Origin of the sequence: Clostridium saudiense, assembly GCF_000577815.1 — a bacterium.
GTDB classification, from domain to species: domain Bacteria; phylum Bacillota; class Clostridia; order Clostridiales; family Clostridiaceae; genus Clostridium; species Clostridium saudiense.
Genome location: NZ_CBYM010000032.1, coordinates 25750 through 40324, shown reverse-complemented (window position 1 = coordinate 40324; position 14575 = coordinate 25750). Strand labels below are relative to the sequence as shown.

Sequence of the window (14575 nt, the reverse complement as noted above, 5' to 3'; positions counted from 1 at the left end):
GGAAAAAAATATTAGGGGGAGAAATATGAAAAAAGAATTTTCAATAAGCAATGATAAAGTATTGATGAATTTTTCGGCTAGATATTGTAATAATTTTGAAAGCTTATTAGAGAGTGAAGGCTTTAGAAGAGTTTTAAGTGTTTATCTAAAAAAAGCAGAAAAGAAAAGAACATTATCATACAGATATTTAGTAAGCTCATTAAATACTACTGATTTATCAAGATTAAGAGAAGATATGACTCAAGTGTTTAAATGGTTAACAATAATGGATGTAAAGGAGATAGTGGAGTTTAATCCTAAATATGAGGGGCTATTAGGAAGTAAAGAAGATTTCATTAAGGTAATTGAAGATTTTTATTTATTTTGGAGAAGATTAGAAAGATATACGATAATACAAAATGATAAAATTAGTCAAGGACTTGCTGCTATGAACTTTACCGAAGCAAATTCATCTTTTGAAAAGCTAATATTAAAGTTTTACAGAAAAATTGAGCAAAATGTATTAGGTAGATATCCTTTAGTATTTAGACAACTTACGGCTGGTGGAAATTGTAGCATTATGATTAATAAGTTACTATGGCCAATCCCAAGAGGATATGAAATTTTAGAGGATATAAATTTTATTGATTGCATTTTACTAGAACCACCATTTATTACTTATCCAAAGAAAAATACTAGAAATGGAATGTTTACAGAAGTACAAGAAAATCCATTAAAGTATACACATATAAATAAGGATCATTGGTTCTGTTGTCCTATTAAAGTAGGTGAATTAATAGCTTATGTTTATTTTCATAGAGATTATATGAATCATGGAATTACATTGTGTAATTTATTTGAAGTAGCGACTAAGGAAGAATGTAGGGGTAGAAGACCAGATATTATATATGTATTTGGTATAAATGATGGAGAAGAATTAAAAACTGTTTTTTATGATGATGATGAAAATAATATTATGCTAGGTTATGTTAATTATTCAGAAGAAATAGATTATTTTGGATATATGAAAAAAATGATTTTGACATTGCATAATTTAATAATGATTAAAAGAGGAAATTTACCTATACATGGAGCTATGGTTAATATACAAATGAAAAATGGAAAACATGCAAATGTTGTGATTATGGGGGATAGTGGGGCAGGTAAATCTGAAAGCCTTGAAGCATTTAGAACAATGAGTGAAGAGTATATAAGTAATATGACTGTAATTTTTGATGATATGGGAACATTTAAGGAAATTAATGGTGAGGTTTATGGCTATGGTACAGAAATAGGAGCTTTTGTTAGATTAGATGATTTAGCTCAAGGATATGCATTTAGAGAAATAGATAGAAGTATATTTATGAATCCGGATAAGATTAATGCAAGGTTAGTAATGCCAGTTTCACCTTATAGTGAAATAGTAAAAGGATATAAAATTGATGTATTATTATATGCTAATAATTTTACTGATGTTTCAGAAGGAGAAAAATCTATAGATTATTTTGATAATGTAGAAGATGCAAAAAAACTATTTAAAACAGGACCAAGAATGGCCAAAGGAACTACAACTGAAGAAGGGCTGGTACAAAGTTATTTCGCAAATCCATTTGGACCAGCACAAAAGCAAGAAGAAACAGACATATTGATAGAGAAGTATTTTAATACTATGTTTAATGGAAATGTAAAAGTCGGACAAATAAAAACTTGCTTAGGTATTAAAGGAAAAGAGCAACAAGGACCAAGAAAGGCAGCTCTAGATTTATTTGAAATAATTAAAGAGTTATAACAAATTGTTAATCAGCATATAATGGTGAAAAAATAACTGGATTATATTAATTTTTGAATATAATCCAGTTATTTTTTATTATACATATTAACTAACTTATTTTTTTATAAACCTATCTTTAGCAAAAAATGAAATAGCATATAATCCACAGATACCTATTATCGCATAGATTATTCTACTAAACATAGTCATATCACCAAAGATTGCTGCTACAAGATCAAATTGGAAGAAGCCTATTAATCCCCAGTTAACAGAACCAATGATAACCAGACAAAGTACTATAGTATCTAAAATTTTCATAAAAAAACAACTCCTTTAGTTTTGATAACATACTTATCTTTTCCAAAAGAGTCATATATATTCATGAGAAGACTGTATTACTTTAAAATATTATTCCGTTTTATTAAATAGAAATATTTCTATCAATAGGTTGATTTAAGGAAATTATAGTATCAGTTCTTTGAATTCCTGAAATTACATTTATCTTATTTAATAATATGTCTTGAAGATCGCTTATATTTTTACAAATAACTTTAGCAAATACAGAATAATCTCCTGTTGTTAAATGTAATTCTACAACTTCCTTAATTTTAGACATTTCGTCAAAAACTTCAGAGAATGATGATGTTTTATCGATGTAAATACCAACAAAGCAGCAAACATCATATCCAAGCTTAGGAAGATTTAAAAGTATTTTTGTACCTTTTATTATTCCAAGCTCCTCCATTTTTTTCATACGAACGTGAATAGTTCCACCACTTACATGACATAATCTAGCGATTTCTAAATATGGCGTTCTACAATCTTTTATTAATATATCTAAAATTTGAAGATCTAAATCATCAAGTTGATAGGCTTGGCTTAAACCCATAATAACACCCCTTTAATAAATTTATAATATCTTTAATATATTTTATCAAATTTTACATAAAAAATGAAGCATTAAAGTAATATTATTATAAAAAAGAATAATAACATTAATAAATTATCAATATATGGAAATAAAAGCGTCTTGAAAATATGTAAATTTGACAGTAATATATATAGTAGAAAGATAATAGGAAGGAGAACGATTAATGGCGAATTTTTTAGGAACACTATTATATTTTTTAGTTTTATTAGCTATAGTATTTGGTGTAATGTTTTTAGGTAGAAAATATGTATTTTCTAAAGTTAGAATAAATAAATATATACCACTAGGAATTGCAATAGTATTATTTATTTTACAAATATTTATGCCTGCTATTTTAGGTAAAAATATTGTATGGGTATCATTTTTATTAACAATATTAACAGTTACTTTCTTTTTATGGTTTATGGATATTGTTACAACTGGTGGACCAAAGCAAAAAGAGAAAAAGATAGAAATAAGACCAAAAGCTAAGCCAAATAGAGTTAAGCATTTGAATAATGCACAAAATAACACAAATAATAAAAAATAATAAAAGCGCCATTTAAAGGCGCTTTTATTATTTTTAAATGTGATTAACATTTAAATGATTAATAAAGATAGGTGAGCTTACAGCAGTTTTATTGTCTTCTTGTAAGACTTTTATTACATACCAAGTTTCTTTTGGAGAGTTTTGGTGTTCATAAATATATTTTATACTATTTAAATTTATATCATCTACTTTTTTTATTATAGTACCTCCGTTTGAAAGAATTTGTATTTCTTTAATTTTATATCGAATATCTTCAGTAAAAATAGAAAACTTTATTTTAGGTGAATATATTGAGATTGTTTCACCCATAAATGTTTCATCAATTGTGAAATGAAGTTTTAAAAATCTTGATTCAGTAGAATATGTTCTATGGCTTCTAAAAGCATCAATTAATGAATTCTTTGATAAATCATTTGCAATATATGCTGTAAGATAATCTGCTTGATCAAAATTAATTCTATGATTATCTTGCCCGTTAATAGCACCTAATTTCCAACCATCATCAAGTAATTGGTAATAGTATTTTTCATGTTTTGTATATTTACTTGCGGGATTACCATTATACACTTCTATAGATGTTATTATTTTATTAAAGAATTCACTATATCGAAGTTTTCCAACTTCTTTATGTGGATGATTGATTATTATAAAAGCTTGATTGTTATTTAACATCCATAAAGTTAATAGTCTTAGGTCTTTTATACTACCTGTAAAGTAATTAGAAGGGTTTATTATATTAAAATCACCATAAGGAATGGTTTTACATTCAAACCCAACAATAGGCAGAAAATCATCTTCGCTTTTTTTTATTTTATTAGCATAGTAATTTGTAGCGTTCCATCTCGTTAAAGTGCTATCCTTTACGGAAGTTTTATTTGATAAAAAATCATTATGGTCAGTTACAAATAAAAAGTCTAATTTACATTTGATTGCAAATTGATATAAATCTAATGGTGTACCCTTCCCAGTTGAATAGCTTGAATGACAGTGAGGAATACCATAATAATATTTTAATTTATTTTGATCAAAACTTACTTTGTTTTTATGTTTACTTTTACCCACAAATTCGCCTCAAAAATTATTACTTACTTATATATAGTATTAAACACATTAAAATAATGACAATAATTATAAAGGGTGATAAAATAAAGTGAAACTTTATGGTGAATTTCAAAGATAAGGGAGTTTGAATAATATGATTATGGATTTTGAGGGAGTTACTCCTAGAATAAATAAAAATACATACATTTCTGAAAGTGTTGATATAATAGGAAAAGTTAATGTTGAAGAAAACGTAAATATATGGTTTGGTACTAGACTTAGAGGTGATATGAATAATATCATTATTGGTGAAAATACTAATATTCAAGAAAATTCAGTAGTGCATGTAGACATTAATTCTCCATGTATTATAGGAAAGAATGTAACAATAGGTCATGGAACAATTATTCATGGATGTAGTATAAGTGATAATGTACTTGTAGGAATGGGGTCAATAATATTAAATAATGCTAAAATTGGAAAGAATACTATTATAGGAGCAGGGAGTTTAGTTACTCAAGGAAAAGAGTTTCCAGAAGGTGTTCTTATCTTAGGAAATCCAGCAAAGGTTATAAGGCAACTAACAGAAGCAGAAATTGAAAGTATACAACGTTCTGCTGATAATTATGTTAGCTTAAGTAAAAAATATAAAAAATAGGAGGACATATGTTAAGAATAGGTGAATACAATACGTTAATAGTAGATAGAGAAAAGGACTTTGGTTTTTATTTAATGGATAAACAAAGCAGAGAAGATGTTTTGCTTCCAAAGTCTTTAGCAGAAGGAATGGGGGTAGAAGTTGGTAAAGAAGTTACTGTATTTATATATAGAGATTCTAAAGATAGACCAATAGCTACTTTTAAAAAGCCTTTAGCAATAGTAGGAGATGTAGCATACTTAAAAGTAGTACATCAAGGGGAATTTGGTGCATTTGTTGATTTTGGATTAGACAGAGATATATTTGTGCCTTTAAAAGAGCAAAGATATAAATTACATACAGGAAAAAAATATTTATTTTACATATATGTAGATAAAACAGGAAGACTTGCAGCTACAACAGAAGTTGAACCTTATATTGATGTTGCAGAAGAAGGAACATTTAAAGTTGGAGATGAAGTTACTGCAATGGTATTTTCAAAGACTCCATCAGGAACTTTAAATGTTGCAATTGATGCTAAGTATAGAGGATTAGTTTTACCTAATGAGTATTATGATGAAGTGCATCCTGGATATGAAATGAAATTAAGAGTTAAAAGACTTTATGAAGATGGAGTAATTGGATTAACTCCAAGAAAGACTAGATTAAGTGAAAGAGATGAACTTCAAGAAAAGATAGTTGCATATATGAGAAAGAATGGTGGATTTATGGAGTTTAATGATAAATCTAATCCAGAAGATATAAGAGCAACTTTTGGAACTAGTAAGAATTACTTTAAGATGGCTTTAGGTGGTCTTATGAAGGCTGGAAAGCTTACTCAAGATAAAGAAGGAAGTAAACTTATTTAGTAACAAGGTTCAAGTAATATGTAGTACATTTAGTTTAAGTAATAAAAGTTATAAGCAAATTTGAAATATTTAAGTTTGCGTTCTTAAGGAGAGCACTGTAAATACAGTGCTCTTTTTGATATTGAATATAAAATATTTTTGATACGTAACAATTTAGCAATAAGTAAACTATAGTATGTAAAAAGTAGGAACTATAATTTAAGTATAAAGTAAAGCATTAGAAGTGCTTGGAATGTTACAACGATAATCTAATATAAATTTCTTAAAGAGGTGAATAATATGAGAAAATATATATTTTTTTTAACTATTATATTTACTTTTACTGGGTGTTCAGAAAAAGATAAGACAATAGTAGTAAATGATAATGTATTAATGGATGAAATTAGAAATTCCCAAAAGATAACAAAGGAAGAATTAAATATACCCTTAGAAGAAGGGTACACTTTTGAACCTGGATTTATTTATGAAGATAAGATATATGGAGTAATAGTGAAATTATCAGATAATTGGACTGACGAAGAGATGTATAATTCATATTATTCTGAGGAGGAAGGCTTAGTAAAAGTAAGTAAAATATCAGGGTATGAAGAATATATAGATATGAGTTATAAAAATAGAGTTGCTATCGGCTGGGGTGGGAAAAAAGATGATAATTATTATATGGTAGACAATGCTACTGGAGAAAGAATGAAATTGCCAGAAATAAATATTACAAAGAAAGAAGAAATTAAAGTGGCTACTCCAGTTAAAGATGAAAATGGAAATATAAATATTGAATTTTTAACGAATGAAGATAATCAAGGCATGATGTCTTCAGGTAGCTATAATGTAATAGAAGAAAATAATAATTATGGTTATAGAGTAATTACAAATGGTGGTTCAGAGGATGAAGAAACTGGAAATGATAACTCTGGATGGTATTACGATAAAATTGATTATAGTTCATATGATAATGTACAAAGTTTAATGGTTCTATTTGATTTAGAAAATAAGAAATCAATAATTTATGGAGGCGAATTAAGTGCATTAGAATTTCCTGTAATTGCAGATGTATTTTATAGTAAAAAGAATAATAAATTTTATGCAATTGGAGGTTATTTTCAGAATGAAATATATGAAATAAATATTGATAATGATATTTATGATATAAAACTATATTATAAATTTGACTATGATAATAGATTGATTAGAGTTTGGGATTCTAAAGTTTTAGATAATAGTATTATTTTAGAAACATATATTCCAAATGAAATTGATGAGTATGGCAATTTTAATGCAGAAGAAATAGAACATGTTTTATTTAATTTAGATAGTAAAGAAATTAACGTATTTGAAAAAGATAAAAATAATATAAGTTATTTTATTTCAAATTTAAATTCAGATAAATACTTAATTATAAATAGAAGTGATTACAATTCTATGGAAGGAAAAAGTTACTTATGTAGGGTAAAAAATAATATTGTGGAATATATGTATGAAGTAGAAAGTGGGAGTAGTTTTTATGCGATTATGGATGAGGATGAAAAGACAATGATTAATTATTATAGAAATGAATATGAATCTAAGTATGAGATTTATAAATTAAATATAGAATAAGTAGTATATGTGATATAATTCTTAATATGTAAAACTTTAGAATGTATTAATAAGAATAAGGGGACAAGATGGAAAATCAAAAAATATTGGTTGTAGAAGATGAAATTTCAATTAATGATATATTAACCTTTGCCTTAAGAAAAGAAGGTTATGAAGTTAGAGGGGTATATAAAGGAGAAGATGCTATTGAAATGGTACATACTTTTAAACCGGATTTAGTTCTTTTGGATATTATGCTTCCAGACAAAGATGGATTTCAGGTTTGCAGAGAAATTTGTGATAAAGCTTTTATAATAATGTTAACAGCAAGAAATGATGTTATAGATAAGATTCTTGGTATTGAAATAGGAGCAGATGATTATATAACAAAACCATTTGAAATAAGAGAAGTAACAGCAAGAATAAAAAGTATTTTTAGAAGAGTTAATAAAAATAGTAATATTATGTCTAATATTACCCAGGAAATATTAGATAAAGGTTTATTTATAAGTTTAAGTGATAGAAAAGTTTATAAAGATGGAATAGAAATTGAATTAAAGAAAAAAGAGTTTGATTTGCTAAGCTTTTTGTATAGAAATAAAAATATAGTATTTTCAAGAGAAGATTTATTAGATAGAGTTTGGGGAGAGGAATATGAGGGTGATTTAAGGACTGTTGATGTTCATATTAGGAGAGTTAGAGCAAAACTTGGAGAGGAAAAAAATAGCACTGTAATAGAGACTGTATTTGGTGTTGGATATGTTATGAGGTAAATGAAATGTTTAATACTATTAGAGGAAAAGTTACATTAGGGTCTATAGTAATAGTTGGGATATTAAATGTTTTTCTTAGTGTGTATATATTTTTTATAATTAATAATAAGTTAGAAAGCACCATACAAGATAATATGAATAATATAAAGTTTATAGCAAGAAATTTTGCTATGCTTCAAATTGATAATAGTGAAAGTAATTTAGAAGTAGAATCAGGAGCTAAGAATGTAGTTGATGGATTGTACAATATGTTTGGAAATTATGTAGCGATAGTGTTAGAGAAAGATGAAATATTAAAGAGCAGAGGAAATTTGTTAAGTGAGAAAAAAGTAAATTTAATATTAGAAGAAAGTGAAGATAAGAAATCTTTGCTTATGTTAACAAAGGAAAAAAATTCATATATTGCGACATTTAATTATCCCATATACATAGAAGAAAACTATTATGGTAATATTATTGTTCAGCGAAATTACTTTCAAGAGTATAATCAAAATACAAAAATATTAATGACTATATTTATTGGGCAGTTTGCAATTTTTATAATGTTAATAATTGTAATAGGTGGAATGATTAGTAATCTTACTAAACCATTAAATAATTTATCAGAAGCTATAGAAAGATTTGGTAAAGGAGAAGAGTTAGAAGATATTAAAATTGAAACTAAAGATGAAGTGGCAGTACTAGCAAATAACTTTAATTTTATGAAAAATGAAATAAAGGATCAAATGAAAGTTATTATTAATGAGCAAAATAAAAGTAGAGAGTTTTTTAATAATGCAACACATGAACTTAAGACGCCAATAACTGCAATAAGTGGATATACTCAATTATTAATAGATAATGATATATGTGAAATAGAAGAAGCGTTTAGAGATAGAGCATTAGACAGAATCATTAAAGAAAGCAATAAATTAAATTCTCTTGTAAAAAATATTCTTGAAATATCAAGAGGAGAAGTAAAGCGAAGTATAGTTAAAGAAGAGTTTGATTTAGGAAATCTTATCAATAGTAAAATATCTGATATGAATATTAGAATAATAAAAGCTCAGATTAAATTAAATGTCGATATTAAAAATATAAATATAGTTTCTAATAAAGAGGATATTAATACGATAATAGTAAATCTCATAGATAATGCTATTAAATATACAGCAGGAAAAGAAATTACAGTAAAAGTTTATGAAGATGATTATAAATGTATCACTGAAGTATCTAATGAGATTTATGAGATACCAGAAAAAATAAAAGATAATTTATTTGATCCATTTGTTAAGCATAGTAATGATATTGTTCTGAAGAAGGAAGGAATAACAAGCTCCGGTTTAGGATTATATATCTGTAATAAACTAGCGGAAGATAATAATTTAAAATTAGAATATGCAATAGAAGAAAATATAATAAGTTTTAAATTAATAATCCCTAGAATCAATTAATTATTGGTTTTAGGGATTGCTTTTTATATACAAAATAAAAGTGAGAATAATATTCAAAAAAGGAAAAAATTTACAAAGAATTAACTTTATAATAAAATAAATATAACAATAATGAAGTAGAGTTATATTAGGAGGGCATAATGAAAAAGAAGCATGTAATTGTGATATCTTTTGATGCAGTATCAAAAGAAGATTTGGATTTTTTAAGTAAGCTGCCCAATTTCTCAAAATTAATAAAGGAGGGATCATTAATTAAAAATGTGGAAAGTATATATCCATCTTTAACATATCCAGCGCATGCAACGATAGTGACTGGTAAGTATCCTAAAAATCATGGGGTCATAAATAATACTATCTTAGATTTTAAAAGTTATAATCCGGATTGGTATTGGTATAGAAAATATATCAAAGGTGATACGATTTTTGATTTAGCAGAGGAAAATGGGATGAAGACTTGTTCTATTTTATGGCCTGTAACTGCAAGAAGTAAAATAACTTATAATATGCCAGAGATATGCTGTACTAAAAAATATGATAATCAAGCAGTAAAGTCAGCTTTAGCAGGAAGTATATTTTATCAGTTAAGTATGAATAAAAGATTTGGATACTTAAGAAGCGGAATAGATCAACCATATTTAGATAATTTTGCAATGGAAGTTGCAAAGAAAACAATTAGAGAATTAAAACCTAATTTATTATTACTTCATTTAGTAGATGTTGATAGTCAAAAACATAAGTATGGTGTTAAAAGTCAACAAATCATTGAAGCATTGAAACGACATGATGATAGATTAGGAGAAATAGTTGAAGTATTAAAAATTTCTGGAATATATAACGATTCAACAATAATTGCTCTAGGAGATCATAGTCAAATAGATGTTAGCAGTGTAATTAGATTAAATTCAATATTAGTGGAAAATAATCTTATAGAAGTAAAAAATAATAAAGTTAAAAGTTATAAGGCTATAGCAAAAAGTTGTGATGGTAGTAGTTATATTTATTTAAATAATAAAAATGATAAAGATATTATAAATAAATTAAAAGAAATATTAAATAATTTAAAAAATCAAAAAGATAGTCCTATAGAAGAAATTTATAGTAATGATTCAATAAGTAATTTAGGTGCAGATAGAGATGCTATTTTTATGGTTGAAGCTAGAGAAGGTTATTATTTTATAGATGATTTATTTGGTAAAACTATTGAAGAGTTGAGTCAGGACAAGTCTTTTAAGATAAAACATAAAATAATGGCAGCACATGGATATTTACCTACTAAAGATAATTATAAAACATTTTTTATTGCTTCAGGTAAAGGAATAAAAAGTGGAATAGTATTAGAAAATGGAAAACTAATAAATCATGGACCAACAATTGCTAAAATTTTGGGTATTGATTTAAAAGATGCAGATGGTATGGCAGAAGAAAAAATATTAGATATTTAGGGGGAAGAGAATGAGTAAGGTAAACAAAGAGGAAAAAAGCTGGATTTTATATGACTGGGCAAACTCGGCATATTCAATGACAATTACATCTACAATATTACCAATTTATTTTAAATTAGTAGCAGAGCAAGGTGGTATGAGTTCTGCAACATCTACAGCATTATGGGGTTATACTATATCAATAGCAACCTTTATTGTAGCGATGATTGCACCAATATTGGGTAACATAGCTGATTATAAAGGAAATAAAAAGAAATTATTTAATTTATTTTTTTTCATTGGATTAATAGCAACAGTATTATTGGTTTTTGTACCAGAAAATAACCCAATTGCTTTACTAGTTATTTATACAATAAGTACAGTGGGATTTTGTGGTGCAAATGTATTTTATGATGCTTTTTTAGTTGATGTTACAACAGAAGATAGGATGGATTATGTATCATCTATGGGATATGGTATGGGTTATATAGGAAGTACTATTCCTTTTATACTTTGTATAGTTGTAGTTTTGTTATCTCAAAGTGGTTTAATTAATATGAGTTTAACATTGGCGTGTAAAATTACATTTTTAATAACAGCAATATGGTGGGGTGTGTTTACAATACCATTAGTTAAGAATGTTAATCAAAAATATTATGTGGAAAAACAAAGTCATATTATAAAAAATTCATTTAAAGATTTAGGAAGTACTTTAAAGAATATAAAAAAGGATAAAGCAGTATTGTTATTTTTAATTGCATACTTTTTCTATATAGATGGTGTTCATACTATAATCAGTATGGCAACATCATATGGTACAGATTTAGGAATATCAATGATTTCCTTGCTAATAATACTATTACTAACACAATTTGTTGCATTCCCATTTACAATTATTTATGGAAAATTATCAGAAAAGTTTGGTGGTAAAAAGCTAATAATGGCAGGAATAATAACTTATGCTCTTATTTGCTGCTATGGATACTTCATCAAAACTGTATTAGATTTTTGGATATTAGCAATGCTTGTTGGGTCAGCTCAAGGAGGTATACAAGCTATATCAAGATCATATTTTGCAAAGCTTGTACCAAAAGAGAAATCAGCAGAGTATTTTGGGTTTTATAGTATTTTTGGTAAATTTGCAGCAGTATTAGGCCCATTCTTAGTAGCGATAGTTACGCAATTAACAGGTAAAACAAATAATGGAATAATAAGTTTGATAATTTTATTTATTATAGGTGGTATTGTTATGATGAAGGTACCAGATATTAAGGAAAGTAATAAAGTAATAACTACAAATGAAAGCATGTAGAAGTAAAGAGCCTTTATGATGATAGGAAAAAAATAAATAGAATATTCCTGGGATATATTCTATTTATTTTTTCTTTATTTCCAGATATATTGTTATAAAACTAATATAATTTATGCAAGTTAATATTTATTTTTTCGTACTATCAATGATAAATTCGGATATTTTGGATATGTCCATGTTCATGATGGAATAGGTGCTTGTAAGAGGACCTTTAATTTCAGGTGAAAGATTAGAGTGTAGGTAAAGTGAATTAAGTCCTGCATTAGTTGCACCAGCAATATCGCAAATATAATCATTTCCAATCATGATACTATCTTTAATATCTAAGTTATGCTTTTTTATTAATGTATTGTAAAAATTTATATCTGGTTTACATATTTCATAATCTGCAGAAAATAAAATGTCATCAAAATATTTTTCAATTCCGAGCATTTTCATTTCTGAAAAAGTAAAAACTCTTTGTGCATTAGAAAGTAAATAAATATTTTTACCTTTAGATTTTAGCAGTTCTAATAGCTCAATTACACCATCATATAATTTAATATATTTTATTGATAATGTTCTAAATAAATGAGCAGTATCTATAACAAGATCTTTAGAAGGATTAATTCCTTTAAGTTTATATAACTCACTGAAAATAGGCTCAAGTGGTGTGTCAGGGTATTTAGTATTAGTATAGCTTTGTAATTTAGTTTTTATCATATTATTATATGATGTTTGTAATTCTTCAGCCGTATATAAAGCACCTTTGAATGAATAGAATAACGAAAGCTTGTACCAAAACTCTTTGCTAGATTCATCTGTATTAATATCTACTAATGTTCCATATAAATCGAAAATATAATTTGAATACATATTAAATAATCTCCTTAATAAAAAAAATATTAATATATTTATTGTAACATTATGTTATGGAAAATAGGGAATTTTTTTACAAAAATTGATTTGTTAATAAAATTAATATAAAATTTGTAAAGTATATAAATTAGTAAAGTATATAAATTAGTGAAGTATATGGAGGTTAAAAGTGAATTATAATTTTTATAAGTGGAGAGTATGGAGTATATTGGCAATTTCATTTGTGATGTCTTTATTTCATAGAGGAGCTATTGGAGTAATATCAGGAGATTTAAGTAGAGATTTAGGATTAACAGCAACAGAACTTGGAAATGTTGCTTCAATTACATTTTATACATATGCATTTATGCAAATACCTGCAGGGTTATTACTAGATTATTTAGGTTATAAAAGAATAAGTTATTATGGAGCATTGGTAACGGGAATAGGATCAATTTTATTAGGGATTGCAACTAATGTAACAATAGCTTATGGAGGAAGATTATTAGTTGGACTTGGAACATCAGTTATATTTATTTCAGTTTTAAAGGCTCAAACTATATGGTTTAAAAAAGATGATTTTACGAAGGCATCTGGAAAGTTATCTTTCATAGGAAATTTAGGGGGAGTAATTGCAACATTTCCATTAGCTATTTTAGTAAGTTTTATGGGATGGAGACTAGCTGTGATTTTAATGGGTAGCATTTGTGTTTTAATAGCTATAATAATAAAGTTTTATATTAAGAATTCTCCACGTGAATATGGTTTTGAGCCACAAGGAATAGAACTTAAAAGTATAAAGATTAATGTATTTAAATCAATTAGAGAAGTATTAAAATTAAAAGCAACTTGGAGAAATTTTTTTGTATTATTTACCTTAGTTGGATGTACTACAACAATTACAGGCCTGTGGGGAATAAATTATTTAACTGCAGTGTATGGAGTATCTACAACTAAAGCATCATTTTATGTAGCATTTATAGTATATGGACTGGTTTGTGGTTCGCTATTTGTAGATAAGGCAACAATGATTTTTAAAAAGAATATAATTATTTATCCAAGAATAGCAGCAATTTTAAACTCTGTATTTTGGATTTATATATTATTTATAAGAAAGGGAATGCCTACATTATTTGAATTAAGTATAATATTCTTTTTTATGGGATTTTTTGCTATGGCTCATATAGTAGCATTTACTGATATAAATAATTATTGCAACATAGAAAATAGTGGACTAGCATCAAGTATTGTAAATTCAGGAGAATTTATTGGAAGTTCAATTATAAGTTTAATTATTGGTTTTATTTTAGATTTAGGTTGGAATGGTAATATTATTGATGGAATAAGAGTTTATTCTAAGTCACAATACATTGGAAGCTTTTACATATTTATAATAATTTCTCTTATAGGTGTAGCTGTAACGTTTATAGGAAAAGAAAAGTAAAATTAAAAGGGATGTGCATAGTA

Annotated in this window: 14 protein-coding genes; 10 read left to right on the top strand and 4 right to left on the bottom strand. The window is 26.4% G+C overall.

From position 1 onward, the window contains the following. Nucleotides 1-25: 25 nt before the first annotated feature. Nucleotides 26-1768, top strand: a complete 1743-nt coding sequence (locus TY07_RS13430) for a phosphoenolpyruvate carboxykinase (ATP) (protein WP_042400965.1) — start codon at nucleotides 26-28, stop codon at nucleotides 1766-1768. Nucleotides 1769-1864: 96 nt separating this feature from the next. On the opposite strand, the gene TY07_RS13425 is transcribed toward TY07_RS13430, so the two are convergent. Then, the gene (locus tag TY07_RS13425; RefSeq protein WP_042400961.1) at nucleotides 1865-2068 is read right to left on the bottom strand and encodes a DUF378 domain-containing protein; all 204 of its coding nucleotides are present in this window, start codon (nucleotides 2066-2068) and stop codon (nucleotides 1865-1867) included. Between the two features lie 103 nt (nucleotides 2069-2171). Next, nucleotides 2172-2639 (bottom strand): Lrp/AsnC ligand binding domain-containing protein, encoded by a 468-nt coding sequence (locus tag TY07_RS13420; RefSeq protein ID WP_042400958.1) that lies wholly within the window; start codon nucleotides 2637-2639, stop codon nucleotides 2172-2174. 205 nt (nucleotides 2640-2844) lie between these two features. On the opposite strand from TY07_RS13420, the gene TY07_RS13415 reads away from it, so the two are divergent. Continuing rightward, on the top strand, nucleotides 2845-3210 hold the full coding sequence (locus tag TY07_RS13415; protein ID WP_042400956.1) for a hypothetical protein: 366 nt from the start codon (nucleotides 2845-2847) through the stop codon (nucleotides 3208-3210). Nucleotides 3211-3243: 33 nt separating this feature from the next. Here TY07_RS13415 and TY07_RS13410 read toward each other — a convergent pair whose 3' ends face one another. Beyond that, nucleotides 3244-4272 (bottom strand): CehA/McbA family metallohydrolase, encoded by a 1029-nt coding sequence (locus TY07_RS13410; protein WP_042400953.1) that lies wholly within the window; start codon nucleotides 4270-4272, stop codon nucleotides 3244-3246. 133 nt (nucleotides 4273-4405) lie between these two features. Between TY07_RS13410 and TY07_RS13405 the strand changes: the two genes are divergently transcribed. The 7 genes from TY07_RS13405 (at nucleotide 4406) to TY07_RS13375 (ending at nucleotide 12271) form a co-directional block, all read left to right on the top strand. Beyond that, nucleotides 4406-4909: a gamma carbonic anhydrase family protein gene (locus TY07_RS13405; RefSeq protein WP_042400950.1), complete on the top strand. Its 504-nt coding sequence runs from the start codon at nucleotides 4406-4408 to the stop codon at nucleotides 4907-4909. 8 nt (nucleotides 4910-4917) lie between these two features. Further along, entirely contained in the window at nucleotides 4918-5757 is an 840-nt protein-coding gene (locus TY07_RS13400) for a CvfB family protein (protein WP_042400947.1), read from the top strand. Nucleotides 5758-6036: 279 nt separating this feature from the next. Further along, nucleotides 6037-7353 carry a putative periplasmic lipoprotein gene (locus TY07_RS13395; protein WP_042400945.1) on the top strand — a complete coding sequence of 439 codons (1317 nt, stop codon included), beginning with the start codon at nucleotides 6037-6039 and terminating at the stop codon, nucleotides 7351-7353. Nucleotides 7354-7421: 68 nt separating this feature from the next. Beyond that, a complete protein-coding gene (locus tag TY07_RS13390) occupies nucleotides 7422-8105 on the top strand; it encodes a response regulator transcription factor (protein ID WP_042400942.1) in 684 nt (227 codons plus the stop codon). Between the two features lie 5 nt (nucleotides 8106-8110). Continuing rightward, nucleotides 8111-9538, top strand: a complete 1428-nt coding sequence (locus TY07_RS13385; protein WP_042400938.1) for a HAMP domain-containing sensor histidine kinase — start codon at nucleotides 8111-8113, stop codon at nucleotides 9536-9538. Nucleotides 9539-9678: 140 nt separating this feature from the next. Continuing rightward, the gene (locus TY07_RS13380; RefSeq protein WP_042400935.1) at nucleotides 9679-10980 is read left to right on the top strand and encodes an alkaline phosphatase family protein; all 1302 of its coding nucleotides are present in this window, start codon (nucleotides 9679-9681) and stop codon (nucleotides 10978-10980) included. 10 nt (nucleotides 10981-10990) lie between these two features. Then, entirely contained in the window at nucleotides 10991-12271 is a 1281-nt protein-coding gene (locus TY07_RS13375) for an MFS transporter (protein WP_042400933.1), read from the top strand. A 126-nt stretch (nucleotides 12272-12397) separates the two neighbouring features. On the opposite strand, the gene TY07_RS13370 is transcribed toward TY07_RS13375, so the two are convergent. Further along, entirely contained in the window at nucleotides 12398-13126 is a 729-nt protein-coding gene (locus TY07_RS13370; RefSeq protein WP_042400930.1) for an HAD family hydrolase, read from the bottom strand. A gap of 172 nt (nucleotides 13127-13298) precedes the next feature. Here TY07_RS13370 and TY07_RS13365 point away from each other — a divergent pair, with 172 nt between their 5' ends. Further along, nucleotides 13299-14552 (top strand): MFS transporter, encoded by a 1254-nt coding sequence (locus TY07_RS13365; RefSeq protein ID WP_198134002.1) that lies wholly within the window; start codon nucleotides 13299-13301, stop codon nucleotides 14550-14552. The last annotated feature ends 23 nt before the right edge of the window (nucleotides 14553-14575 follow it).

Bases quoted from the DNA above. Each gene is read 5' to 3' on its own strand.
- TY07_RS13370 (WP_042400930.1), bottom strand. From the start codon at position 13,126: ATGTATTCAAATTATATTTTCGATTTATATGGAACATTAGTAGATATT.
- TY07_RS13390 (WP_042400942.1), top strand. From the start codon at position 7,422: ATGGAAAATCAAAAAATATTGGTTGTAGAAGATGAAATTTCAATTAAT.
- TY07_RS13420 (WP_042400958.1), bottom strand. From the start codon at position 2,639: ATGGGTTTAAGCCAAGCCTATCAACTTGATGATTTAGATCTTCAAATT.
- TY07_RS13405 (WP_042400950.1), top strand. From the start codon at position 4,406: ATGATTATGGATTTTGAGGGAGTTACTCCTAGAATAAATAAAAATACA.
- TY07_RS13400 (WP_042400947.1), top strand. From the start codon at position 4,918: ATGTTAAGAATAGGTGAATACAATACGTTAATAGTAGATAGAGAAAAG.
- TY07_RS13375 (WP_042400933.1), top strand. From the start codon at position 10,991: ATGAGTAAGGTAAACAAAGAGGAAAAAAGCTGGATTTTATATGACTGG.
- TY07_RS13385 (WP_042400938.1), top strand. From the start codon at position 8,111: ATGTTTAATACTATTAGAGGAAAAGTTACATTAGGGTCTATAGTAATA.
- TY07_RS13415 (WP_042400956.1), top strand. From the start codon at position 2,845: ATGGCGAATTTTTTAGGAACACTATTATATTTTTTAGTTTTATTAGCT.
- TY07_RS13430 (WP_042400965.1), top strand. From the start codon at position 26: ATGAAAAAAGAATTTTCAATAAGCAATGATAAAGTATTGATGAATTTT.
- TY07_RS13380 (WP_042400935.1), top strand. From the start codon at position 9,679: ATGAAAAAGAAGCATGTAATTGTGATATCTTTTGATGCAGTATCAAAA.
- TY07_RS13395 (WP_042400945.1), top strand. From the start codon at position 6,037: ATGAGAAAATATATATTTTTTTTAACTATTATATTTACTTTTACTGGG.
- TY07_RS13425 (WP_042400961.1), bottom strand. From the start codon at position 2,068: ATGAAAATTTTAGATACTATAGTACTTTGTCTGGTTATCATTGGTTCT.